The organism is Pandoraea norimbergensis (genome assembly GCF_001465545.3).
Taxonomy (GTDB): Bacteria; Pseudomonadota; Gammaproteobacteria; order Burkholderiales; family Burkholderiaceae; genus Pandoraea; species Pandoraea norimbergensis.
Map to the genome: position 1 here is coordinate 2,436,666 of NZ_CP013480.3, position 22,723 is coordinate 2,459,388.

Here is a 22,723-nt window from a genome sequence, read left to right on the forward strand (position 1 = left end):
TCGGGCCAGTTGCAACGACTGGTGACGTCACGAGATGCGGCGGTCCGGCGAATCACGAAGACCGGCATGCCGAGAAGTCGGCAATACCGCTTGATCATCATTTTTCGCGGGTTTGCGCGAGGTCAAGCACAGGGCACGCCGAGGCGTCGAATGCGCCAGCGGGCCGGTTTTTCCCGGCTATGCTGAATGTATCCGAAGTTTAACGATCCACAACGTTAACGAGAGACGGATAGCTATGACAACACGTATTGCATTGGTGACAGGCGGTATGGGCGGATTGGGTGAAGCGATCAGCCTGCGTCTGGCGGACGCCGGATATCGCGTGGCAGTCACCTGTTCTCCCCAGAATCACGATTGCGAGGGATGGGTATCCCGGATGCGGGAGATCGGGCGAAATTTTGAAGCCTATCGCGTCGATGTCGCCGATTACGCGTCGTGCGAGGCCTGCGTGAAAGCGGTGGAGTCCGATACCGGTCCGGTCGATATTCTCATCAACAATGCCGGTATCACGCGCGATAGCTCCATGCGCAAGATGACGCCGGAAGACTGGCAGTCGGTATTGCGCACCGATCTGGACAGCGTCTTCAATATGGCGCGCCCGCTCTTTGGCGGCATGGTCGCGCGCGGCTGGGGCCGCATCGTCAATATTTCATCGGTCAACGGCAGCCGTGGCGCGTTTGGTCAGGCGAACTATGCCGCCGCCAAGGCGGGCATGCATGGCTTTACCAAGTCGCTGGCGCTGGAAGTCGCGAAGTCGGGGGTGACGGTCAACACGGTCTCGCCCGGGTATCTCGCCACGAAGATGGTCACGGCGGTGCCGCAAGATGTGCTCGAAGCGCGCATCCTGCCGCAAATTCCGGTGGGCCGGCTCGGGCGTCCCGATGAAGTGGCGGCGCTGGTCGCGTTTCTCGTGTCAGACGACGCGGGTTTTATCACTGGCAGCAATCTGGCAATCAACGGCGGTATGCACATGGAGTGAGTGGCGGACTCGCCATGTTCACGCTCACAGGTGTTTATTCAGGAGAGTCAAGATGTCCAAGGAAACGAATCCGGCATTGGCATTGGTCAAACTCGGCACGGCAAATACGCTGGGGGCTTACGGCATCATGCTGGAAGCCGCACAGCGCATGCACCAGTTGCAGGCACAGCGCGATACCGAGTTGCTCAAGGCCCATGCCGAAGCTGCCAAGACGCTCGGCGGCGCGCAGGATTTCAACACGTTGATGACCGCGCATCTGCAACTGCTCAACGGCCAGCTCGCGCAACAGAACGAGTTCTGGCGAGAGTGGCTGGCCGTGTGTGCCAACAACCAGTTGCTGTGGGCCGAGCATTGCCGTACCACGGGCGAAGAGTTGCAGCACGGCATGGCCGGTGCGATGACGCTGCCCGATCTGATCGGTGCGGGGACTGCCGCAGGCGAAGCGGCCAAGGCCGTTGAGGCGCCGCTACAGAAGTGGTTCCAGGCGTTCAACGAGGCCACGCAAGGCACGATGGACGCGTGGCGTCGCATGTCGACAGAAGCGGCACAAGCGACCGAGGCGGCGGTGTCGAGTCAGTCGCCGCTTAATGGACGCGTGCCGCCCAAGCGCGGTGGCCACGCTCACCGTTCGAGCACGTAAGTTCCGGGCGCATCGCCAAGATCGCGCCCCGGTGGCCAGGGCGCGGCGACACGCTCGCCGCGGCCCTGCGCCAGTAGCCAAGCCTCCCACACCTCCCACACCTGCCATGCCCTGTCATGGAGGCCACCACGAACTGTCCATGGTCATGGCGGACGCCTTTCTGACGAGCAATGCAAGGCCGCGAGTGCGCTAGCGTGCGGCCGCAGGCGCCACTGGGGTGGAGGTCTTCCCCGGGGCGACGGAGGGTGTCACCGGCGGTGTAGTCGACGGTGCAATCGACGGTGTGACGGGCGGCACGACCGGCTTGCGTGCGTGCCAACTGGCCCGGCGGAACGGGTGATCGCGTCCCGACAAATTGAGCGCGATGTGCGTTATCCAGCGCTGCGTCGGCACGCGCTCCCCGTGCAACCACATCACGAGTACGAAGAGGCTCGCGGCCATTGGCAACGTCTTGAGATTGGGCGCGTCGTCGTGGCGTGTCAGCCACGCAAAGGCAGCCCAGACGATAAAGCCCACGACACAGCCCGCGACGGCTTCCGACACCGAGTGCGCCGAGAGCGCCACCCGCGACACCCCGACGGCCACACTGCCGGCACTGGCGAGCGCCATGCCGAGCACGCGCCACGGCCACGCGAGCCGGCGCAGCAGCAGCCACGCGATCACGGGATAGACCGTCGCCGCCAGCATCGTGTGGCCGCTCACGCCGGTGAAATCGAGCTCGCGCACGCCGAGCCCCCAGCCGAGAAACATGACCTTCGATGCCGCCACGACGAGCGCGCCCGCGCCGAACAGCGCGACCCAGATGAATGCGGTGCGCCACGCGCGCGCCGCGAGCAGCCAGACGGTGAGGGCGGCCGCCGCAGGCACGGTCACGGCGGCGCTACCGAAATTGGTGATGGTGATCCAGAAGTTCAACTTGACGACCAAAAAGCGGCCCGGAAGCAGGGGGCTTCGGGCGAAAACATTATCTTACGCGTGACGCCGCGCTCGGACCACATGACTGCCGGTCAAGGCAGCTTGCTTCGCGTCCGACTCGTCGCACATCAATTCGTTCGAACGCCGACACGGATTCGTATTCAGGCAGGTTGCGAATGTTACGACGATCGACCGCGTGCTCGTGGCAACCTCATGAATCCGACGGGTTTCAGCGCACAAGCGGCCATAGTACGATGCCCGCTGATGTGGCCCCCGACGCATCGAATCAGGAGACTTCATGGTGTTCAACGAAGCGAGCAAGACGGCACTTGCGCCGCCCTCGCGACCTCTGCCGCTGCGCAGCCGAAATGATGGCATCGACCTCTTGCGCGGCTTGTCCATTCTCTTCGTCGTGGTGCATCACCTCGCGCTCAGATTTCGCCTGCCGCTCGGCCCGAGCCTGTTGGGCGACGTGTTGCCCAAGCGTGTGATCGACGGTCTGAGCTTCAACGGCTACGAAGCCGTGTTCGTGTTCTTCGTGATTTCCGGTTTCGTGATCACGCGGCGTTCGCTGGAACGCTACGGCTCGCTTGACGCGTTCGCGTTTCGCTGGCGCAATTTCTATGCGTTGCGTGCGGTGCGCATCTTCCCGCTGCTCTTGTTGTTGCTGGCGGTCCTTGCCGTGATGCATTGGCTCGCGGTGCCCGGTTTCATCATCAACAAGCCCGGTCAGACGCTGGGCGGCGCGCTGGCCTCGGCGCTCACCATGACGCTGAACTGGTACGAAGGACGCACCAACTGGCTGCCCGGCGCGTGGGATGTGTTGTGGTCGCTGTCGATCGAGGAGTGTTTCTATCTGGCCTTCCCGCTGTTTTGTCTGGTCGTTCGCGGGCCGTGGCGTGTGCTGGCACTGACCGTACTGGCACTGTCATTGCCGTGGACGCGTGCGGCATTGCAAGGCAATGAAATCTGGCAGGAGAAGGCCTACCTGCCCGGTATGGCGGCGATCGCGTGGGGGGTGCTGACGGCACTGCTCATGCAGCGCGTGACGCTGCCGCGCGTGTTGGCGCGCGTCGTGGGCGGGCTGGCGTTGGCAGGGTTGCTCGCCGTCGTGTTCTACGGCGATGTGCTGGGGCGGCTGCTGCACGACCACATCATGTTGCTGCTCTGCGCGAGCGCCGCTTGCTGGCTTGCGGCCGCACATGGCTCGACGCGTGCCATGCCGCGCGGGTTTGGCTGGCTCACGGCGATGGGTCGATGGAGTTACGAAATCTATCTGAGCCACATGTTCGTGGTGCTGGCTGTCACGCCGGCGTATCTCGCACTGATGGCCGGCGACATGCGCTGGACGTTCCTTGTTTATGTGCCTGTCGTGGTCATTTGCACTGGCATCGGCGCGTGGCTGCACCGGTACGTGAGCGGTCCCGCCGCGCGGCGCATTCTGGGGCGCACGTCGCCGCAAATCGCCTCGGGAGCGGCGTAAACCTTCGTAATATCTCGATTTGACCCGATTGGGTAACCACGCGGCCCGATGGTACATTCTTGGTTTCCCGTACTTTGATGAACAGGACGCGTAGTGAGCCAGACCGTCGCTAATGTGATGCCCGAAAGTGCCACGCTGCTCGAGATCGTGCGTGCGCAGACCGAGATCGCCAAGCTGGGCCTCGACCTCGGTGGTGTGATGTCATTTGTTGCCGAGCGTGTGCAGGACCTGACCCAGGCCAACGGTGCCGTGGTCGAGTTGGCCGAGGGTGACGACATGGTCTACCGCGCCGCCTCGGGGGTGGCCTCGGATCTGCTCGGTATGCGGTTGTCTCGCGACGGTTCGCTCTCCGGTCAGTGCGTTAAGACCGGCAGCATTCTGCGCTGTGACGATTCCGAGACGGACCCCCGCGTGGACCGGGAGGCCTGCCGTCGCGTGGGGTTGCGCTCGATGATCGTCACGCCGTTGCGACACCTCGACACCACCGTGGGCGTGTTGAAGGTATTTGCGCCCACGCCAAGCGCATTTCCCGACGCCGACGTGCGCACGCTCGAACTCATGAGCGAGCTCATCGCGGCCGCCATGTTCCACGCGGCGCGCTACGAGACGAGTCAGCTTTATCTGCAAGCCACACACGACGCGCTCACCGGATTGCCCAACCGTGCGCTGTTCTACGATCGTTTGCGTCAGGCGATTCATCTGGCCATGCGCTCGTCGCAGCGGCTTGGCATTTTCAATATCGACATGGATGGCCTCAAGCCGATCAACGATCGGTATGGCCATCGCGCAGGCGACGCGGCCATTCGTACGGCCGCTGAGCGCATGCATGCGTCCGCACGCCGCTCCGACACGGTGGCGCGCGTCGGTGGCGACGAGTTCGGCATGATCCTGCCGGGGCTGCATTCGCGTGAAGATGCCGAAGCGCATCGGCAGCGTCTGATGCAGCAAGTCGGTGCGCCGTTCGAATTCGAAGGCAATTCGCTCGAATTGGGCGTGAGTGTGGGCATTGCCATCCTGCCCGACGACGGCACTGAGATGACCGAACTGATGGACCGCGCCGACGAGGCGATGTACGCCGTCAAACGAACGCGCACGACGACGCGCGGCTAACCTGCCGCCGACCACTCGATTCGCCCGGCACTCGCCTCAGGTCACTCATCGCGCGCGAATTGTCCCAATTACCGCTGAACGGCACGCAACCCGCGTGCCGTTTGCGTCTTTTCCCATCATTTCTCGTCAACAGCCCTCGTAGACTGCGTTGCTACTGTTCTCAGACCGCATGCTATGGATTTCGGACTGTTTGGCCGTTTGACCGCGGGCGCTGGCCTGTGCGCGACGCTCGCTTTGCCGGGGGTTGTGCGGGCTGATGCTGGCGACATTCCCGCGATGCCCTGGCATCAGCGGCTGACTGCGCACGCCACACCGATGCTGCGTGCGGTCGCTGCCGAACGTGCGCCGCTCCCCCTTTGCCGCAAGGCGATGTCCATGTTTTTCGGACCACCGGCGAGTGGAGTGAGCCACCAGCTTGTCTCGGCGACGTCCATGCAAACGACATCCGCGCTTCACAACGGGCACGCGCACGCTACTTCAGCGAGCCGGCAGTTCACGATGCCCGTGTCGTATGTGCGCATTTCGTCGGCGTTCGGTTACCGGCGGCATCCGGTGCGCGGTGTCTGGCACGGTCACACAGGGGTCGATCTGGTTGCACCCGCCGGCACGCACGTGAAGGCGGCATCGCAGGGCGTAGTCAAATTCATCGGCTTCGAGCGCCGGGGTTATGGCCGCTATGTCGTCATCGAGCATCGGTACAACAGTGAGACCATTTACGGCCATTTGTCGTCGACATCGCGCAATCTGCGTGTCGGCATGAAGGTGAGTGCGGGGCAGGTGATCGGGGCGGTCGGTAGTACGGGAATGGCGACGGGGCCGCATCTGCATTTCGAACTGCGCCGTCATGGCCGGTCGGTCGACCCCATGCCGTTGTTGCGTGAGGCGGTTGCCGACGAGCAGGACCACATGCCGCTGCGACCGAGCGAGGCGTGTATGACGGTGGCGTTTCCGCAGACGCCGGTGCCGCACGGCAAGCGTGGCGCCGCATTGTTGCCCGCGCCACCGGTGCAACCCGAGCCTCCCGGACGCCCGGCCGGCGGGGCCCGGTTCTTTGAAGAAGGTTTCTCGGGAATAAATCGACGCGTCAACCCGTAATACAGGTGCCGGCACTTGCGAATGTCCGTCATCGTGATGGATGCGCCCCGGCCAGTATTGCGAGGGAGGTGCGTCATGAGCGATCGAACGACGGACGAAGCAAACCAAGGGGCCGGTAACGACGGCAGCGCCGGGACAGCGGACCCAGCGGGAATTACCCGCGCCGGCGGCCCGGCCACGGTAGCCACACATAACGGGCAACCTGCCGCACCATCGGAAGCGCCGGGCATGTCCCGTCGCCGTGCGATGGCCTGCCTTGCGTGGGCCGGCGCGGGCATTCTTTGGACGCTCGACGGCGGTGTGCCACGCGGCGTCTCGTTCGGGACACAGGCGCTCGCCGCGACCGATGCCCCGGCGGGCAATGCGCTGTCGTTCGTGCAGATCAGCGACAGCCATATCGGATTCAACAAGGCCCCCAACCCTGACCCCGCGTCGACCCTCCAGTCGGCGATAGATCGCATTCGCAGCGCGCCGCAACGTCCGGCCTTCATGCTGCACACTGGCGACGTCAGCCATCTCTCCCGCCCCGCCGAGTTCGACACGGCACAGCAAATCGTCACCGGCGCCGGCCTCGAGACCCACTACGTGCCCGGCGAGCATGACGTCATCGGCGACGATGGCCGTGCGTTCTTCGCGCGCTTCTCTCCCGATACCCGAGGCCTCGGCTGGTACAGCTTCGATCAGAACGGGGTGCATTTCGTCGCGCTCGTGAACGTGCTCAACCTGAAAGCCGGGGGCATGGGATATCTGGGCGACACCCAGTTGGCGTGGCTCGCCAACGATCTCAAGGGCCGCTCACACAGCACGCCGCTTGTCGTGTTCACCCATATGCCGTTGTGGACGGTCTATCCGGCGTGGGGCTGGGGCACCGACGATGGAGATCGCGCGTTGGCACTGCTGCGGCCGTTTGGCTCGGTGACCGTGCTCAACGGGCATATTCATCAGGTGTTGCAGAAAGTGGAAGGCAATGTGCGCTTGCAGACCGCCATGTCGACCGCGTTCCCGCAGCCTGCACCGGGAGACGGCCCCGGCCCGGGCCCCAAGCAGGTCGACCCTGCGCAGTTGCGGCAGACCCTCGGTATCCGGCGCGTGGACTTCACCGCGCTCGACGGCACACCGTTGCTCGCCGATACGACCTTGGCGTCGTGAGACAGCCCGGCCATTGCCCGTTCATCGATTCAGGAGAGCCATCATGCGTTCGCCATCTCATGCCATGCGCCGCTTTTGTGCGGGCCTCGTCACCGTTTGCGCCGTCACCGGCTTGCCGGCAAGCGCCGCGCCGGCGGCGTCCGATCCCAACACGGTGCGTATTGAAAACTTCACGTTCGCGCCTGCCACGATGACCGTTCCTGCGGGCACCAAAATCACGTGGGTCAATCGCGACAACGAGCCGCACACCGTCACCAGTCAGGCCAATCCGCGCGAGTTCGCTTCCGCCGCGCTCGACACCGGGGACACGTTTGTGCGCACGTTCGACAAGCCGGGTACGTATGCGTACTACTGCGCGATCCATCCACACATGACCGGCGTGATCGTCGTGAAGTGATCCGCTGGCGCACCACGTGAATGGTGAAGCGCAGATGTGTTTCAATGGACGCCATGGATGCCATCCCCCCGATGCGTCCTTTGCCAAAGCGGCTAACCCGGACACGCCGGTCATCAGGATCATGACAAACGTGTCCGACTTCGGGAGACCCCGGTGAGCGATGCCCCGAACACCGATCTGCCAGACCCGTCAGACCCGCTGAATCCGCCGGAAGGGCGCGATGCCAGTCTCGCGGGCCGCTTCGAAGCGTTGGCGCTGCCGCATCTCGATGCGGCGTACAACCTTGCCCGTTGGCTCTCGGGCAGTGCGAGCGACGCGGACGACATCGTGCAGGAGGCGTATCTGCGCGCGTTGCGGTTCTTCGACGGCTTTCGGGGCGAGAATGCCCGCGCTTGGTTGCTGGCGATCGTGCGCAATACGTGGCTCACCGAGTGGCGGCGCCGCTCCGATGCCGCGGATGGCACGCCGTTCGACGAGACGCTGCACGGTCTGCACGGCGATACCCGGTTGCCGGGATGGGACGATGCCAGCGGCACGGACCCGGAGTTGATGGCAGTGCGGCGCGACGACTGCGCGATGGTGCGCGACGCGCTGGCGGCGCTGCCGGTCGTGTTTCGTGAGGTACTTGTGCTGCGCGAAATGGAGGATCTGAGCTATCGGGAGATCGAAACCATTCTCGGCGTGCCGGCGGGCACCGTGATGTCGCGGCTCGCGCGAGGCAGGCACATGCTGGCCGCCGCCGTGCGCGCGAAGCAGGACGCCGGACGCGCTGCGGCGTCCCCATCGACGGCACAAGTCACACGTCTGCCCCTGGGCGGCAATCCACGCGGAGGACGCGATGAACAAGCCTGACGATCCTACCCATCCGAACGATCCGACCGGGTCCAACGATCCGGCGGGCTCCGCCGAGACGACACAGAACACGCAGACCACACTCGGCAACGTGCTGCGCGACGGTTCGCTGCGGCACGCCGCGCCGTCGTCGCTGCGTGCGCGAATTCAAGCGGATCTGGCCCATGCCGAGCAGCGTGCCGATGCGCGTGTATCGCCGCCTCAATCACCCAAGGCGACGCAGACACCCTCGACGCCAACGAAGCCTGTGCGTGCGCAAGACACCGCCGATGCAGGATGGGGCTTTCGACTCGCACCGTGGCTCTTCGGCGGTGCAGGCGGGGCGATTCTTGGTGGCATGGCCGTGGCAATGGCGTTGCTCGTCGCGCGTCCGCCTGCGCCGCCAGAACCGGCAAGCGTGCAGACCACCACAGGGCTGCAACCGCAGGAGATTGTCGCGAGCCACGTACGCGCGCTGCTTTCGCAGCATCCGATCGATGTGATCTCGACCGATCAGCACACGGTCAAACCCTGGTTCAATGGCCGCCTGGATTACGCACCACCCGTGGTCGATCTTGCAGCGAAGGGCTTCCCGCTCGCGGGCGGACGGCTCGACTATGTGGGCGGGCGTACGGTTGCCGTGCTCGTGTATCACACCGACAAGCATCCGATCGATCTGTACGTCTTTCCCGCGCGGGACAAGACGGCCACCGCGCCGAGCCTGACCGGTGCCGACGGTTACACCATCGCGCGCTGGCGTCGTGACGGCATGACGTACTGGGCGATCACCGACGCGGAGGCATCGCATTTGCGTGTGTTTGTGGAGGCGTTGCAGGCGGCAAACTGATATCGTGACGACCTGTTCTCTGTGTCTCTGATGGAGTGGGTCATGACGCAAGCCTCGTCGTCCAATAGTTCGCCGGATTCGGCCAAACCCGTGAATCCGGCGTGGCAAGCCTCGCAGTATGTGAAGTTCGAAGACGAGCGTACGCGTCCCGTGCGCGACCTCGTCGCCGCCATTCCGAATGCGCAAGCCGGCAAGGTGGCCGATATCGGCTGCGGTCCGGGCAATTCGACCGAAGTGCTGGCCGAGCGCTATCCGTCGGCCGACGTGCAGGGGCTCGACAGTTCGCAGGACATGGTCGATGCCGCTCGCAAACGCTTGCCGCAATTTCGATTCGACGTGGTGGATATTGCGGGCTGGCAGGATGGCCCGTTCGACGTGATTCTTGCCAATGCCGTGCTGCAATGGCTGCCCGATCACGAAACGCTGTATCCGCACTTGATCGAACGCCTCGCACCGGGCGGCTCGCTGGCGGTGCAGACCCCCGACAATCTCGATGAGCCTGCGCACCGTCTGATGCGCGAAGTGGCCGCAGACGGCCCGTGGGCGGCGACGTTGAAGGGCGTGGAACGAACGGCACGCAATGGGGCGGCGTTTTACTACCCGTTGCTCAAAGCCATGTGCTCGCGTGTGGACATATGGCGCACCACTTACTACCACCCGCTCGCAGGCGGTGCGCCGGCGGTAGTGGAGTGGTTCAAGGGCAGTGCGCTGCGTCCGTTCCTCGCGAAACTCGACGATGCATCGCGCGAAGCGTTTCTCGCGCGCTACACCGACGAGATTGCGAAGGCTTACCCGGCGCTTGCCGATGGTACGGTGCTGTTACCGTTCCCGCGGCTCTTCGTGGTGGCCACGCGCTGATCGATCCAGCGGGCCGTACAAGCGGCCCCGGCTACGGCCAGTAACATCGGTGCGAGAAAATCCTGACTCACGTGTGTGAATTCGAGGGCGAGCACCACGGCCGTGATCGGCATACGCATCGAGACGGCGAGAAACGCGGTGGCACCGATCAGTGCCGCCGCACCTAATGGGACGGTCATCACATCGGGCAACGCGCCGTTCCACACGCCGCAAAGCACCACGGCGAGCAGTGCGCCGTTGGCCAGCCCGGGGGTAAGCAGGCCACCGGCCGCGCCAGCGCGCAGGCTGCTCCAGGTGAAGAACACGCGCAATGCGAGCAGGGCGAAGGCAAGCGCAATCGTCAGTTCGCCGTTGAACGCGAGACCCGCCGGCCCTTTGCCGTTGCCCGGCAACTGCGGATACCAGGCAATCACCCATCCCAGCACCATGAAGTTCGCCAGCGCGAACACCGGCAGACGCCAGTCGCGCGGTGCCGTTGCGCGTGCGTTTTCGGTCAGCCGGGCGTAAGCCCACGCGGCGACGCCGACGAGCGGGCCGCACACCAGTGCCCAGACGATCAGCGGCGCACTCACATCGAATACGGGAATCGTGTATTGCTGCTCGGCGCCCATCCCGATCCATGCGACAGCGGCGGCGATAGCCGACGTCGCGAACGCGGGCAATACCGCGCGCCACGCAAAGGTGCCGAGCAGCACTTCGAGCACGAAGATCGCGCCACCCAGCGGCACGTTGTACACGGCAGCCAGACCCGCGCCTGCGCCGCAGGCCACCATGAGGCGGCATTGTTCGGGCGTAAGACCTGCGCGACGCGCCAACTGATCGCCGATGAGTGAACCGAGTTCGCGCGGCGCGACTTCGCGTCCGAGCGGCGAGCCCAGCGCGACGGTCACGATTTGCAGCAAGGCGTGCGCCAGCGTGCTGCCAACCGGCATTGCGCGCCCACGCGAAACGGCTTCCTTGATCGGGACGAGTTTGGCGCCGAACCGATACACCGCGAACCAGCCGAGACCGGCAACGACACCGCACAGTGTCAGTACGGCAAAGCGGCGCTCGGGAGACGCCTCACTCACGCCGCTCAAAAAGCTCTGCGCGCCAAAAACGGTGTCGGTTGCGTAACCAAACGCAAGGTGCTGAACCACGTGGAGGACGGCGGCGAGCAGGGTGCCCGCGACGCCCGCGCCAATGCCGGTCAGCAACGTGACGACGGCGAGCTTGGCGAGTGAGGGGGTAACGACCCGATGGGACCCAGTGACCTGATGCATTGCCGGAGACGGCGTATGGGCGGGGGTTTGGGCAACTTGCCTCGAATTCATGATGCTGCGACTTCCACTTGGGGGCGAGGGAATACCCGGAGTTTATGGCGCGACGCAGCATAAGTGAAATGAATGTTGCGTTGTAATTTATGAATATTTCGTATGAGTTGGTGGCCCCTCAACACGTAAGCAGACGGGCAGTGTTGACTCGATCAGGTCGTCTCACTGTCGACGAGAGATGCTGGAAGATGAACGTGAAATGTTCCTCGACGCTGATAGTGTTTTGGACTTTTAACTGTCTCCGTATTTAATAGAGGAATAATAAATTCTAGAGTGCATATTCCCAACGCGTGATTGGTCATTTCAGGTCGGCAGCCATCAGATTCCGTACGTGTAATTCGTCGCGCTTTAAACACGTCAAATGATCAGGTGACACAAATTAAGTAGTGCGATGTACACTATGAGTGAAGTATTGCAATAAGCAATATGCAATGTGTGACAAATGGTGTGCGGCAACGGCAGCTGCATCGCCTAGTGCCCGCTAGGTCCTTCCGACGTTTTGCGAGAAACCGACGATGAATAAACCAGCTGCGCGCATTACCCTCCTCATGGCAAGCCTTTTGCTTGTCCCACCGCTGCCTGCGCAAGCGGCTATCTACAGCACGGGCACCGCTACCGCCACATTTACCGTCACGCTGATCATCACGGCGGGCTGCTCGGTTAGCGCCACGCCAATGAGCTTCGGGTCGCTATCCAATCTGAACACCGTGCAGACCGCCACGTCGACGGTCTCGGTGACCTGCACGAACACCACGCCGTACAACGTCGGGTTGAGCGCAGGCACAGGCACCGGCTCGACGGTTACCGCACGCGTACTCTCCGGGGCCATCAACGGCAACGCGGCGACCATCGCGTACGGACTCTATCAAGACTCGGGGCATGCAACGGTCTGGGGTACCACGCAAGGCACCAATACGCAGGCAGGTACCGGCAACGGTAGTGCTCAAGCATTTACCGTTTATGGCCAGTTACCGGTGTCAGCGGGCGCAATCCCTCAGCCGGACACGTACAGCTCGTCGATCACCGCGACCGTTTACTTCTAGCGAGGGACGGTCGATGACAGGTTTCCGCCTGCGGGCGGAGCAACGCGCCATATTCGGCGCGGCGGGCTCCGTTCGCGCCTTGATCACCACCACTACGATGCAGCCGGGGCGGTTCGCCCGTGTCGCGGCAAACGTGTCGGTCTTTTCACGTCTGCGCCGGATCGCCACGGTCGCTGGGGGATGCGTCGCTGCGCTTGTCTCTCTGTCCGCCGGGGCAGCCACGCTGCAAATTTCTCCCGTCACTGTGGAGTTTTCGGCCAAGCAGAATGCCATCGGGATGACGCTGAGTAACCCGGGAGAGACGCCTGTCTACGGCCAGGTGCGGATCTACGCCTGGACGCAGGAGGGCGGTGAAGACAAGCTCACGCCAACCGATACCATCGCCGCCAGTCCGCCGATTCTGCGCATTGACGGCGGTAGCTCGCAGATCATTCGACTGGTACGTGTGGCGAACGCGCCACCCCAAGCCGAACAGAATTACCGGCTGCTCGTCGATGAGCTGCCCGAGCCCGGACAGCCGGTCCAAGCCGGCATCTCGATCCGCATGCGCTATTCGATCCCTGTGTTCGTGGTTCCGGCGACAGCCCCCCCGAAACCCGACTTGCACTTCACGCTCAAACGCATCGACGGCAAGTGGCAGTTGGAAGCGGAAAACCGGGGCGGCACGCGCGCGCAGATCGGCGCGACCCGCCTCGTCGATGCCGCTGGAAAATCTCACCCTGTGACCGATGGCCTGCTCGGTTACGCGCTTGCGGGCCAACGGCGCCTGTTCAGCGTCACGTGGCCGGTCGACAAAGCACCGGCAACGCCGCTCGCGATCGACGCCGCGATCAATACGGTTCCCACACGCTTCGTCGTCCAAATCGATGGCGGTCCGTGAGCGCGCGCGTCTTGACGCGAATGCCCTCACTACCGCCCCGGCTCCGGCCCCCGCACCTGCGTCACCCGCTCAGGCGGCCACGGCACGTGTCTTCGCGAGAGGTGGCATTCGGGCGAGCACGTCGCGTCGCAAGCGGCAGGCCGCCCTGTGGGTGGCAAGTCTGTTCGCCGGTGCACTGGCACCCTTGGCCCCGGCATCGGCAGCCGAAGGTGCCCCCGGTGACTACTATCTCGACGTTTCGGTCAATGGCGCTGCCACCGGTGCCATCGCGCGCTTCATCATGCAAGACGGGCGCCTGAGTGCTGCGGCCGAAGACTTGCAGTCGCTTGGCATCGACGTCAGCCAGCTCAGCATCTCTGGCGACACACAGGTGCCGCTCGATACGATTGGCGGCGTTCAGTATCGCTACGACGCCTCACGCCAGAGCATCGATATCGCCGTACCCGATACGCTGCGTGTGCCGTTCCAGATTGGCCGTGTCATCCCGCGCGCAGCGAACGCGATGACGTCGAAAGGCTTTGTGCTGAACTATGACGCGCTGATCGAGCGCGATCGCGTGACCCGTGCGTCGAGCTGGACGGAATTGCGATACTTTCATCCGGGCGGCGTGTTCAGTCAGACCGGGGTGTTTGACACCTGGTCGCAAAGTCAGACATATCTGCGCTATGACACGTACTGGCGTCACGACAACCCAATCGAGATGACGACCTTGCAACTGGGGGACACGATCTCCGGCTCGCTCGCCTGGTCTCGCTCAGTTCGGCTGGCGGGCGTGCAATGGCGCAAGAACTTCGCATTGCGGCCCGATCTCGTCACTTTCCCGGTGCCGTCGCTCGGCGGGTCCGCCGCCGTGCCATCGTCCGTCGACGTTTATCTCGACGGCATCCGGCGCTTCGGCGGCAACGTGCCTGCGGGGCCGTTTGTGATTCGCGAAACGCCGGGGCTGATCGGCAATCTTCAGGCGACCGTCGTCACGCGCGACGCGCTCGGGCGCGAGAGCGTCGTCAATGTTCCGCTGTATATCGACACGCGCATGCTCTCGGCAGGCCTGTCGAGTTACTCGTTCGAAGTGGGCGCCCCCCGGACTGACTACGGCTTTCGCTCATGGGGATATGAGCATCGTGTTGCCGCGTCGGCCGCGTATCGCTATGGCGTGTCGGATCGACTCACGACGGAATACCACGCAGAAGGGTCTTCGGGCCTCGCGAACGCAGGTATCGGCGCACTGGCTTCCTTGTCCGGCTACGGCGTCGTGAGCGCTTCGTTGTCAGGATCTACCGGTCGGCGCAACGGCGCGCAGATTAGCGTCGGTTACCAATATCTGTCGCGCAACTTCTCGTTCGATTCACTGTTCCAGCGCACCGCCGGTGATTTCAGAGACCTCGCCACGCTGGGCGGCTCTGCCGTGCCGACAGCGATGGATCGCGTCACGGTGTCTTCGCCGTTCTGGGAGAACCGGACGCTGTCGTTGAGCTACATCGGTATGCGCGGTCCCGATTTCCCGGCCTCCCGGGTGATTTCAGCCAACGTCTCGTGGCCGGTGCGCTCGACGGCCTCGCTCAATGTGGGCGCGTTCCGGGATATGGCGAATCGCCGCAGCTACGGGGTGTTTGCGATGCTCAGCTTCACCTTGGGCCCGAACACCGTGGGCTCCGTGTCGCTGGCTCGCCAGCAGGGCGCGACGCAAGCCCTCGTGGGAGCCAACCATACGCCCGACTACGGCGGCGGCTGGGGGTGGAATGTGCTTGGGGGTGTCAACGACAGCGTGCGCATCGGGCAGGCTCAGGCGCAATATCTGGGCCGCTACGGGCAAGCGTCGGCACTGGCGCAGACCTATGACGGGCAGACGCGCGTCGGCGTCGGACTGACCGGCGCCGTCGTCGCCATGGACGGCGGTGTCTACCCGGCGCGCCGCATCTTCGACAGCTTTGCGCTGGTCAAGACGGACGCGGATGCCGACGTTCCCGTCCTGCGCGAACAATTACCGGTCGGGCGAACCAACAGTGGCGGCAGTCTCGTCATTCCCGATCTCAACGGCTATCAGACCAACCGCCTCAGCGTCGACACGACCGACCTGCCGGCCGACATGCGCATCATGCCCGCTGCGCGCGCCGTGGTCCCTGAGTCGGGCGGCGGGGTGCTGGTCTCGTTCCCGGTGCATCGTTACCGCGCCGCGCTCCTCACGCTGGTGACAGCCGACGGCACCCCCTTGCAACTTGGGGCGCGTGTCACGCACCGCGAGACCGGTGCACAAATGATCGTTGGCTACGATGGCCAGACGTTCATCGACGGTTTGCTGCCCGAGAACACGCTCGTGGTGTCGCAAGCTAACGGCGCATGCGACGTGACGTTCGCTTACGACCCAATCACGCAAGGCGCTATGGCGCGAATCGGACCGCTGGTCTGTACACCCGAGCCCGTAGCCGCGTCCCCCAAACTGCCGAGGCGAGCCCGATGAAGCGCTTTATCCTGCTCTCGATCCTGATCATGACGGCCCTGTTTGCGACGCCATCGGCGCAGGCGCAGACCTGTTCGCTGGGCGCGCCGAGCGTTGCTTTCACGCCGTTCAGTCCGATCACGGGCGCCGCGGTGACGACCACCGGCACGGTTCAGGTCACGTGCACGTGGCCGCTCCTCAATCTGGTGCCGAACGTGAAGATCTGTCTGGACTTTTCGGCGACATCACCTCGTTCGCTCTCGGCGAGCGGCACGACCGGCACCATTGCGTACGACATGTATATCGACAGCGGCTATGCCACGCCGTGGGGAAACACCCCATCCACTGCCTTATCGACCACGTTCAGCAACTCGATCATCGGCTATACGGGCAGTACCAATATCAATATCTACGCCAGAATCGGGGCGAATCAGACCACCGTGCCGACCACCGGAAATGCCAATACGGTCTACTCGACGACCTATCCCGCCAGCGACGTCAAGTTGTCCTATCAGTTCTACCTGCTGGTCGTACCCGCGTGTGGCGCGACAGGCTTTACCACTGGCACGACAAACCCGTTCACCGTCAACGTCACCGTCGTGAACAACTGCACGATCAACGCGACGGGTCTCACCTTCGGGCCGTCTTCCACGCTGAGCAATACGCTGACCGCGCAAGGCTCGCTTGCCGTGCAGTGCACCAACAACGATGCGTTTCAGATCTTGTTGAGCAGCGGCACAAGCGGGCAAGTGGGCGCGCGCACCATGAAAGGCCAGACGCTGGGTGCCACCATTCCGTACCAGCTTTATACGGACAGCGCGTATTCGACGGCTTGGGGGGATGGCACGGGCGGCACGTCGACTTACCTTGGCACCGGTACGGGGATAGCGGCATCGATTCCCATCTATGGCCGAATTCTTCCGCAGCCGTCGACGCCCGCGCCGGATACCTACAAGGACACCATCACGGCAACCATTCAGTTCTGAGCGCGCGCTGTCGCGCACGAATCAGCCCGCGTCGGGGCCGTCGATCGGCAGGCTCAACACGGCACGCAGTCCGCCGCCGGGACGGTTGGAGAGCATGAGCGTGCCGTCGTGAGCTTGCGCAATCGTGCGGGCGATGGCCAGCCCAAGGCCCACGCCGTCGACGCTGTCCAGCGTGTCATGACGCGCCGCCCCGGTGCGCACAAACGGCTCAACCGCCGCGGCCAGTTCCGCCTCAGGAATCCCGGGCCCCCGGTCATCGACAACAATTTCCAGATGCGTACCCTGCGGCGACAAATTGGCCGAGAGCCGGCAGCCGCCGGCATAGCGCACGGCGTTATCGACCAGATTCTGCAAGCAACGCCGCAGCGTGCGCGGATAGCCACGCACCAGCCCCGCGCCATCGGCCGTGCTTTGTTCGCGCACCCGCACGTCGCCGCCGGTCTCTCGGGCGTCTTCGGCGACGGCGCGCAGTAGTGCGTCGACATCGACATCTCGCAACGCTTCGCCACTCGGCACACCGCGTACGTGATCGAGCGACGCGGCGATCATCGCTTCCATCTCCATCAGATCGTGCCGAAAGCGTTCGCGCTGCTTCGGTTCGGCGAGCGTTTCCGCGCGCAGGCGCAATCGCGTGAGCGGCGAGCGCAGATCGTGCGACACCGATGCGAGAAACGCCGTACGTGCTTGCATGGCGTCGATCAGGCTGCGCTGCATGGCATTGAACGTTTGCGCCGCGCGCTGGACTTCGGCGGGGCCGGTCTCGTCAAGCGGCGGACTGTGAATGTCGCGGCCAAGCCGGTCGGCGGCGGCCGACAGGCGGGCGAGCGGCCGCAGGGCAATCCGCACGGCCACCACGGCGATGAGTACCACCGCAAGAATGCGCATCAAATAAATGCGCACGAAGTAATCGGCGAACGCGGCCCCCGGGCGCAGATCGAGCCCCGCTTGTCCGGCGACGACGGCAACCGATAACCACTGGCCATCGCGAAGTTTCACATCCGCAGCGAGATGCGCGGTCGGGGCGTGCGCTCGCAGCAGGGTCGCGAGCGTGAGCGGTTCGCTCGCGTCGTCGTAGAGCACGACCGGGCGGGCAACGAACGGGTGATCCGGGCCGAGTTGCGCCCGCAGCACACCGTCGAACAAGTCGTCCGAAAAGTGCTCCATGGCGTGTGCGGGCGTGGGCGCATCGATCGGGCGCACGTCGATGCCTGCCGCGCGCAGACGCTCCATCAGCGCCGCGCGCTCGGTCACCGGTACCACGTCGAACAGTTTGACCGCGTCGGCAATGCGCGCGCCGCCGGTCCGCACAGGCACTTCGGCCACGCGGCCATAGCGGGCGTCGAACCAGACCGTGCCGGTCACCAACTGCGTGGCGAGCATGCCGACCACCAGAATCAGCGCGAGACGGCCCGAGAGTGTGCGCGGCCAGCCGAGCCACCGGAAATAGCGCCGTGTGCGGCCAAACGTAGGCGTGTCGCGCGCGGCAGACGTCTTGTGCGGCAAGTCAGACACTGGCACTCACCACGTCTGCCGCGAGCATGTAGCCCTCGTTGCGCACCGTGCGAATCAGCGGTGAAGGCCGCGCGCGGGTATCGAGATGCGCGCGCAGGCGGCTGATGCAGACATCGATGGCGCGGTCGTTGGCAGCGCCGTGCCGTCCGAAGGCGCAATCGAGCAGAAAGTCGCGCGAGAGCGGGCGATGCGGATGCATCACGAGCGCTTGCAACGTGCGGTAATCCGAGCCACCCAGCGTGATCACGCGTCCCTCGGGCGAGATGAGCTGGCGCGCGAGCGTATCGAGCCGCCAGCCGTCGAAATCGAAGAACGCGGCCTGCGCGCGCGACGGTGCGGGTGTGGTGGGCACGCCAGCGGGCGTTTGCTGGAGGCCTGCGCCACTCGTCGAGGCTTGCGGCAACGGCGGCACATGAACCGCCCCGCCCGCAGGCAATCGCGGTCCTCGTCGCAGGATGGCTTTCACGCGCGCGAGCAATTCTCGCGGGTCGAAGGGCTTGGGCAGGTAGTCGTCGGCACCGACTTCCAGTCCGACGATCCGGTCGAGCAGGGTGCCGCGCGACGTGAGCATGATCACCGAGACATCGCCGCGCGCGTGCAACTGCCGGCACAGCGACAGGCCGTCTTCACCGGGCAGCATCAGATCCAGCACGACCACGTCGACGCTCGTCTGTGCCAACTGGTCCCACATTTGCTGCCCGTCGGCGGCGGTAAGTACGTCGAGGCCTGACTCACGCAGGTAATCGGAGAGCAGATCGCGAATCTGCGGATCGTCGTCAACGACCAGCAAACGTGAGCGAGGGGAGCGGGCGGCTGGGCGCGCGGTCGCGCTGGGCGGAAGAGCGGAGGGCATCACGGCGACACGATAAAGAATGGCAGTCTACCGGCGCGCGCAATCTTTGCGCTCACCGCCCACACACCGATACATCTCAATACAAACCAATACATAACGACATCCCGTCAACACGAAGCCAACACACCCCGGCGCTACATTTTAATGGAAATGAGAATTGTTATTAATTCAACGCCGGGTGTCACCGTTATGCCGAAGTTTTCCTTTGCGTTCATGCGACCGTTGCGCGCCGCGACGATTGCGCTTGCTACGACCCTTCTTACGACCCTTGTGACAACCCTTGTTACGGCGTTTGCTGCGCTTGTCGTCGCATCACCTGCGCAGGCGGGCGAGACCGTGACCGACATGGCGGGGCGTCAGGTCACGCTACCCGACCACGTCAACCGCATTCTGCTGGGCGAGGGGCGTTTGCTCTACGCCGTGGCATTGCTCGAAGGCAAGCAGCCGTTGGCGCGCATTGTCGGCTGGCAGGGGGAGTTGCAGTCGCTCGACCCGCAGACGTGGCAGCAGTACGAGAAGGTTTTCCCGCAGATCGACACGATTCCAAAGATTGGTCAGTCGTCCGAGGCGACTGTCAGTGCGGAAAAGGCGCTGGCGCTCAAACCCGATCTGGCAATCTTCAGCATCGGCGGTCACGGCCCCGGACGTCACAACGCGCTGGTGAAAGAGTTTGCCGCTGCTGGGGTACCGGTCATCTTCGTCGACTTCCGTCAGCAGCCGCTTGAAGACACCGTCCCGAGTCTGCGTCTGATGGGCAAGGCGATGCAGCGCGAAGCGCAGGCCGAAGCGTACATCTCGCTGTACCAGTCGCATCTGAAAGCCGTGCGCGACGCGGTGGCGACGATTCCGGACAACGCGCGCCCCAAGGTATTCGTGCAGATGCTCGCGGGGGTGTGGCCCGGCTGCTGTCATACGGTCGGACGCGGCAATATCGGCGAATTCGTCGATGCCGCCGGTGGCAAGAACATTGCGGGCGATCTCCTGCCGGGTGTGATCGGCGACCTCAATCTGGAACACGTACTGGCGGCCCAGCCGGACGTCTACATTGGCACGGGCACGCGCGGCAATGCGAGTCAGTTGCGCATTCACGTCGGGGCCGAGACAACGGCGGCTGATGCCCGGGCGTCGCTCGATGCGTTCGTGAAGACGCCGGGCATCGCATCGATCAAGGCGGTGCGCGAAGGCCGCACGCACGGCCTCTGGCACAACTTCTACGATTCTCCGTACAACATCGTGGCCGTTGAGGCAATGCTCAACTGGTTCTACCCGGGACGCTTCCCGCAGATCAACGCCAACGCCACGTTCACCGAGATCCACCAGCGCTTTCTCGCCGTGCCTTATCACGGTACGTATTGGATCGACGGAGACAAGCCGTGAGTCTGGCCGGAGAGATGCCCCACGTGGCTGATGGGATGGACGCGGTGCCTTCGCCAGCAACCTCGGCAAAGCTGGCGGCCGAAGACGCGCTGCAAGCCCGTATCGCGAGTGGCTATCGCCAGCTCAATCTGCGCCGTTCGCTGTGGCTGGTCGCGCTGGCAGGCCTGATCGTGCTGGCGCTGGCGATGGACTTCACGCACGGGCCGTCGGCACTGGGTTGGCGCGATCTTTGGCGCACGCTCGTCACGCCTGCCTCAGCGAGCCCCGATGCGCAGGTGATCGTCTGGCAAATTCGTTTGCCCTACGCGCTGATGGCGGTGCTCGTCGGCGGCTCACTGGGGCTGGCGGGGGGCGAGATGCAGACCATTCTCGACAACCCGCTGGCGAGCCCTTACACGCTCGGCGTGTCGGCGGCTGCCGCGTTCGGCGCAGCGCTGGCCATCGTGCTCAATCTGCATGTGCCCGGCGTGCCGGATAGCTGGGTCGTGCCCGTCAACGCGTTTCTGTTCGCGCTGGCGTCGGCGTTGATTCTCGACGGCGTCGCGCGCTGGCGTGGGCTGCCGACGTCCGGCGTGGTGCTTATGGGCATTGCGCTTGTGTTCGTTTTCCATGCGCTGGTGTCGCTCATGCAGTTCGTGGCGACCGAAGACGCATTACAGGGCCTCGTGTTCTGGACACTGGGCAGCCTCACGCGCAGCGACTGGACGCAGGTGCGCGTGCTTGCCGCCGTGCTCACGATCATGGCCGTGTTCGCGTGGCGTCAGTCGTGGGCCATGACTGCGCTGCGGTTGGGCGAGGAGCGTGCGGCGAGTTTTGGCATTCGTGTGGGACGTTTGCGACTCATGACGCTCATGCGCGTGTCGCTGCTCTCGGCGTTGACGGTCTCGTTCGTCGGCACCATCGGCTTCGTCGGGCTGGTGGCACCGCATATCGCGCGGGGGTTGTTCGGTGAAGATCATCGCTTCTACCTGCCGGGTTGCGTGATCGTCGGCGCACTGGTGATGTCGCTCGCGTCGATTGCGTCGAAAACGCTGTTGCCGGGCGTAATCATCCCGGTCGGCATCGTCACGGCGCTGGTGGGTATCCCGTTCTTCCTCGTGATTGTGGTGCGTGCCAGTGGGAGGTCGATATGAACACGAGCGCGCAGTCTCTTGCGCTGTCGGCGCGCGATATCGACGTGTCGATCGGCCGCCGTCACATCCTGCACGGCGTGTCGCTGCCTGCGCTGGCGGCGGGGTCGGTCACGGCATTGCTCGGTCCCAATGGTTCAGGCAAGTCGACGCTGTTGCGCACGCTGGCCGGGCTGATTTCCGGTCACGGCGAAGTGACCTTCGGCAATGACGTCTTGCATCGATGCACCGGCCGCGCCCCGGCGCGTGACGTGGTCTATCTGCCGCAGGCATTACCCGCCGGTGTGCACCTGCGGGTATTGGAATCGGTACTCGCCGCCGGGCATGGCGCGCGTCATGCGTCGCGAGAATCCACTAGTGCGATGGCGCCCACGCCGGCGGTCGTCATGACACTGCTTACGCAACTCGGTGTGGAGGCGCTCGCGATGCGCTTTCTCGACGAACTCTCCGGCGGTCAGCGGCAATTGGTCGGGTTGGCGCAAGCGCTCATTCGCGCGCCGCGCATCTTGCTGCTGGATGAACCGCTCTCGGCGCTGGATCTGCATCACCAGTTTCAAGTCATGCGGCTGATCGCGCGGGAGACGGCGGCACGCCGCATGGTGACCGTTGTGGTCATGCATGACTTGTCGATTGCGATGCGCCACGCGCATGCGGCCGTGTTGCTGCGCGAGGGGCGCGTGGTCGCCGCTGGGGACGTTGGCGATGTCGTCACCGCAGAGGCCATCGCGCAAGTGTTCGACGTGCAGGCGCGCGTGGAGCGCTGCTCGCGGGGGTTGCCGCAACTGATCGTGGATGACGTCGTGACTCCGGTCTAGACGCGCGTCCGTGACGCCGACGCGGCCCGCCGGTCTCTCGCACCGGCGTGTCCGGCTCACGCCTGCCCAGCCA

General features: G+C 64.3%; 21 protein-coding genes. 17 read left to right on the forward strand and 4 right to left on the reverse strand.

Annotated features, from left to right (window positions below; translation table 11 throughout):
• Positions 1 to 235 precede the first annotated feature (235 nt).
• Positions 236 to 979, forward strand: a complete 744-nt coding sequence (phbB, locus tag AT302_RS10690) for an acetoacetyl-CoA reductase (protein WP_058378427.1) — start codon at positions 236 to 238, stop codon at positions 977 to 979.
• 52 nt (positions 980 to 1,031) lie between these two features.
• Positions 1,032 to 1,619: a hypothetical protein gene (locus AT302_RS10695; RefSeq protein ID WP_058378428.1), complete on the forward strand. Its 588-nt coding sequence runs from the start codon at positions 1,032 to 1,034 to the stop codon at positions 1,617 to 1,619.
• 189 nt (positions 1,620 to 1,808) lie between these two features.
• On the opposite strand, the gene AT302_RS10700 is transcribed toward AT302_RS10695, so the two are convergent.
• Entirely contained in the window at positions 1,809 to 2,534 is a 726-nt protein-coding gene (locus tag AT302_RS10700) for a phosphatase PAP2 family protein (protein ID WP_237172115.1), read from the reverse strand.
• A 298-nt stretch (positions 2,535 to 2,832) separates the two neighbouring features.
• Between AT302_RS10700 and AT302_RS10705 the strand changes: the two genes are divergently transcribed.
• The 8 genes from AT302_RS10705 (at position 2,833) to tam (ending at position 10,304) form a co-directional block, all read left to right on the forward strand.
• A complete protein-coding gene (locus AT302_RS10705) occupies positions 2,833 to 4,017 on the forward strand; it encodes an acyltransferase family protein (RefSeq protein WP_058378429.1) in 1,185 nt (394 codons plus the stop codon).
• Positions 4,018 to 4,134: 117 nt separating this feature from the next.
• The gene (locus AT302_RS10710; protein ID WP_058378430.1) at positions 4,135 to 5,127 is read left to right on the forward strand and encodes a sensor domain-containing diguanylate cyclase; all 993 of its coding nucleotides are present in this window, start codon (positions 4,135 to 4,137) and stop codon (positions 5,125 to 5,127) included.
• Between the two features lie 432 nt (positions 5,128 to 5,559).
• Positions 5,560 to 6,222, forward strand: a complete 663-nt coding sequence (locus AT302_RS28310; RefSeq protein ID WP_269466303.1) for a M23 family metallopeptidase — start codon at positions 5,560 to 5,562, stop codon at positions 6,220 to 6,222.
• Positions 6,223 to 6,450: 228 nt separating this feature from the next.
• Positions 6,451 to 7,371, forward strand: a complete 921-nt coding sequence (locus AT302_RS10720) for a metallophosphoesterase family protein (protein ID WP_058378432.1) — start codon at positions 6,451 to 6,453, stop codon at positions 7,369 to 7,371.
• Positions 7,372 to 7,414: 43 nt separating this feature from the next.
• Positions 7,415 to 7,768 carry a cupredoxin domain-containing protein gene (locus tag AT302_RS10725; protein WP_084656155.1) on the forward strand — a complete coding sequence of 118 codons (354 nt, stop codon included), beginning with the start codon at positions 7,415 to 7,417 and terminating at the stop codon, positions 7,766 to 7,768.
• Between the two features lie 198 nt (positions 7,769 to 7,966).
• The gene (locus AT302_RS10730) at positions 7,967 to 8,620 is read left to right on the forward strand and encodes an RNA polymerase sigma factor (RefSeq protein WP_058380246.1); all 654 of its coding nucleotides are present in this window, start codon (positions 7,967 to 7,969) and stop codon (positions 8,618 to 8,620) included.
• Complete coding sequence (locus tag AT302_RS10735; protein ID WP_237172116.1) at positions 8,607 to 9,446, forward strand: anti-sigma factor family protein; 840 nt, start codon at positions 8,607 to 8,609, stop codon at positions 9,444 to 9,446. The genes AT302_RS10730 and AT302_RS10735 overlap by 14 nt, the downstream gene beginning before the upstream one ends.
• Positions 9,447 to 9,488: 42 nt before the next feature.
• Entirely contained in the window at positions 9,489 to 10,304 is an 816-nt protein-coding gene (tam, locus tag AT302_RS10740; RefSeq protein ID WP_058378434.1) for a trans-aconitate 2-methyltransferase, read from the forward strand.
• Here tam and AT302_RS10745 read toward each other — a convergent pair.
• A complete protein-coding gene (locus tag AT302_RS10745; RefSeq protein WP_058378435.1) occupies positions 10,235 to 11,566 on the reverse strand; it encodes a chloride channel protein in 1,332 nt (443 codons plus the stop codon). The two genes, tam and AT302_RS10745, sit on opposite strands and share 70 nt — an antisense overlap.
• Before the next feature lie 566 nt (positions 11,567 to 12,132).
• Here AT302_RS10745 and AT302_RS27245 point away from each other — a divergent pair.
• From AT302_RS27245 to AT302_RS27570, 4 genes are read left to right on the forward strand one after another with little or no spacing between them, the layout of a single operon-like run.
• The gene (locus AT302_RS27245; protein ID WP_084656156.1) at positions 12,133 to 12,660 is read left to right on the forward strand and encodes a Csu type fimbrial protein; all 528 of its coding nucleotides are present in this window, start codon (positions 12,133 to 12,135) and stop codon (positions 12,658 to 12,660) included.
• A gap of 13 nt (positions 12,661 to 12,673) precedes the next feature.
• Positions 12,674 to 13,540 (forward strand): fimbrial biogenesis chaperone, encoded by an 867-nt coding sequence (locus tag AT302_RS10755; RefSeq protein ID WP_237172117.1) that lies wholly within the window; start codon positions 12,674 to 12,676, stop codon positions 13,538 to 13,540.
• Positions 13,527 to 15,998, forward strand: coding sequence for a fimbria/pilus outer membrane usher protein (locus AT302_RS10760; protein WP_058378437.1), 2,472 nt, complete (start codon positions 13,527 to 13,529; stop codon positions 15,996 to 15,998). Before AT302_RS10755 ends, AT302_RS10760 begins: the two co-directional genes overlap by 14 nt.
• Positions 15,995 to 16,963, forward strand: coding sequence for a Csu type fimbrial protein (locus AT302_RS27570; protein ID WP_058378438.1), 969 nt, complete (start codon positions 15,995 to 15,997; stop codon positions 16,961 to 16,963). Before AT302_RS10760 ends, AT302_RS27570 begins: the two co-directional genes overlap by 4 nt.
• A gap of 21 nt (positions 16,964 to 16,984) precedes the next feature.
• Here the strand turns inward: AT302_RS27570 and AT302_RS10770 are convergent, their stop codons facing one another.
• Complete coding sequence (locus AT302_RS10770) at positions 16,985 to 18,475, reverse strand: ATP-binding protein (RefSeq protein WP_058378439.1); 1,491 nt, start codon at positions 18,473 to 18,475, stop codon at positions 16,985 to 16,987.
• On the reverse strand, positions 18,468 to 19,328 hold the full coding sequence (locus AT302_RS10775) for a response regulator (RefSeq protein ID WP_058378440.1): 861 nt from the start codon (positions 19,326 to 19,328) through the stop codon (positions 18,468 to 18,470). Before AT302_RS10775 ends, AT302_RS10770 begins: the two co-directional genes overlap by 8 nt.
• Before the next feature lie 270 nt (positions 19,329 to 19,598).
• Between AT302_RS10775 and AT302_RS10780 the strand changes: the two genes are divergently transcribed.
• Genes AT302_RS10780 through AT302_RS10790 form a run of 3 tightly spaced genes read left to right on the forward strand, consistent with a single transcriptional unit; the run spans position 19,599 to position 22,650 of the window.
• The gene (locus AT302_RS10780) at positions 19,599 to 20,705 is read left to right on the forward strand and encodes an ABC transporter substrate-binding protein (protein WP_218918994.1); all 1,107 of its coding nucleotides are present in this window, start codon (positions 19,599 to 19,601) and stop codon (positions 20,703 to 20,705) included.
• Between the two features lie 35 nt (positions 20,706 to 20,740).
• The gene (locus AT302_RS10785; protein WP_064675067.1) at positions 20,741 to 21,838 is read left to right on the forward strand and encodes a FecCD family ABC transporter permease; all 1,098 of its coding nucleotides are present in this window, start codon (positions 20,741 to 20,743) and stop codon (positions 21,836 to 21,838) included.
• On the forward strand, positions 21,835 to 22,650 hold the full coding sequence (locus AT302_RS10790; RefSeq protein ID WP_058378442.1) for an ABC transporter ATP-binding protein: 816 nt from the start codon (positions 21,835 to 21,837) through the stop codon (positions 22,648 to 22,650). The genes AT302_RS10785 and AT302_RS10790 overlap by 4 nt, the downstream gene beginning before the upstream one ends.
• The last annotated feature ends 73 nt before the right edge of the window (positions 22,651 to 22,723 follow it).

Coding starts and splice junctions, on each gene's coding strand:
- AT302_RS10790 (WP_058378442.1), top strand. CDS start 21,835: ATGAACACGAGCGCGCAGTCTCTTGCGCTGTCGGCGCGCGATATCGAC.
- tam (WP_058378434.1), top strand. CDS start 9,489: ATGACGCAAGCCTCGTCGTCCAATAGTTCGCCGGATTCGGCCAAACCC.
- AT302_RS10725 (WP_084656155.1), top strand. CDS start 7,415: ATGCGTTCGCCATCTCATGCCATGCGCCGCTTTTGTGCGGGCCTCGTC.
- AT302_RS10705 (WP_058378429.1), top strand. CDS start 2,833: ATGGTGTTCAACGAAGCGAGCAAGACGGCACTTGCGCCGCCCTCGCGA.
- AT302_RS10735 (WP_237172116.1), top strand. CDS start 8,607: ATGAACAAGCCTGACGATCCTACCCATCCGAACGATCCGACCGGGTCC.
- AT302_RS27245 (WP_084656156.1), top strand. CDS start 12,133: ATGAATAAACCAGCTGCGCGCATTACCCTCCTCATGGCAAGCCTTTTG.
- AT302_RS10760 (WP_058378437.1), top strand. CDS start 13,527: ATGGCGGTCCGTGAGCGCGCGCGTCTTGACGCGAATGCCCTCACTACC.
- AT302_RS28310 (WP_269466303.1), top strand. CDS start 5,560: ATGCAAACGACATCCGCGCTTCACAACGGGCACGCGCACGCTACTTCA.
- AT302_RS27570 (WP_058378438.1), top strand. CDS start 15,995: ATGAAGCGCTTTATCCTGCTCTCGATCCTGATCATGACGGCCCTGTTT.
- AT302_RS10720 (WP_058378432.1), top strand. CDS start 6,451: ATGTCCCGTCGCCGTGCGATGGCCTGCCTTGCGTGGGCCGGCGCGGGC.
- AT302_RS10755 (WP_237172117.1), top strand. CDS start 12,674: ATGACAGGTTTCCGCCTGCGGGCGGAGCAACGCGCCATATTCGGCGCG.
- AT302_RS10785 (WP_064675067.1), top strand. CDS start 20,741: ATGGACGCGGTGCCTTCGCCAGCAACCTCGGCAAAGCTGGCGGCCGAA.
- AT302_RS10775 (WP_058378440.1), bottom strand. CDS start 19,328: ATGCCCTCCGCTCTTCCGCCCAGCGCGACCGCGCGCCCAGCCGCCCGC.
- AT302_RS10695 (WP_058378428.1), top strand. CDS start 1,032: ATGTCCAAGGAAACGAATCCGGCATTGGCATTGGTCAAACTCGGCACG.
- phbB (WP_058378427.1), top strand. CDS start 236: ATGACAACACGTATTGCATTGGTGACAGGCGGTATGGGCGGATTGGGT.
- AT302_RS10745 (WP_058378435.1), bottom strand. CDS start 11,566: ATGCATCAGGTCACTGGGTCCCATCGGGTCGTTACCCCCTCACTCGCC.
- AT302_RS10710 (WP_058378430.1), top strand. CDS start 4,135: ATGCCCGAAAGTGCCACGCTGCTCGAGATCGTGCGTGCGCAGACCGAG.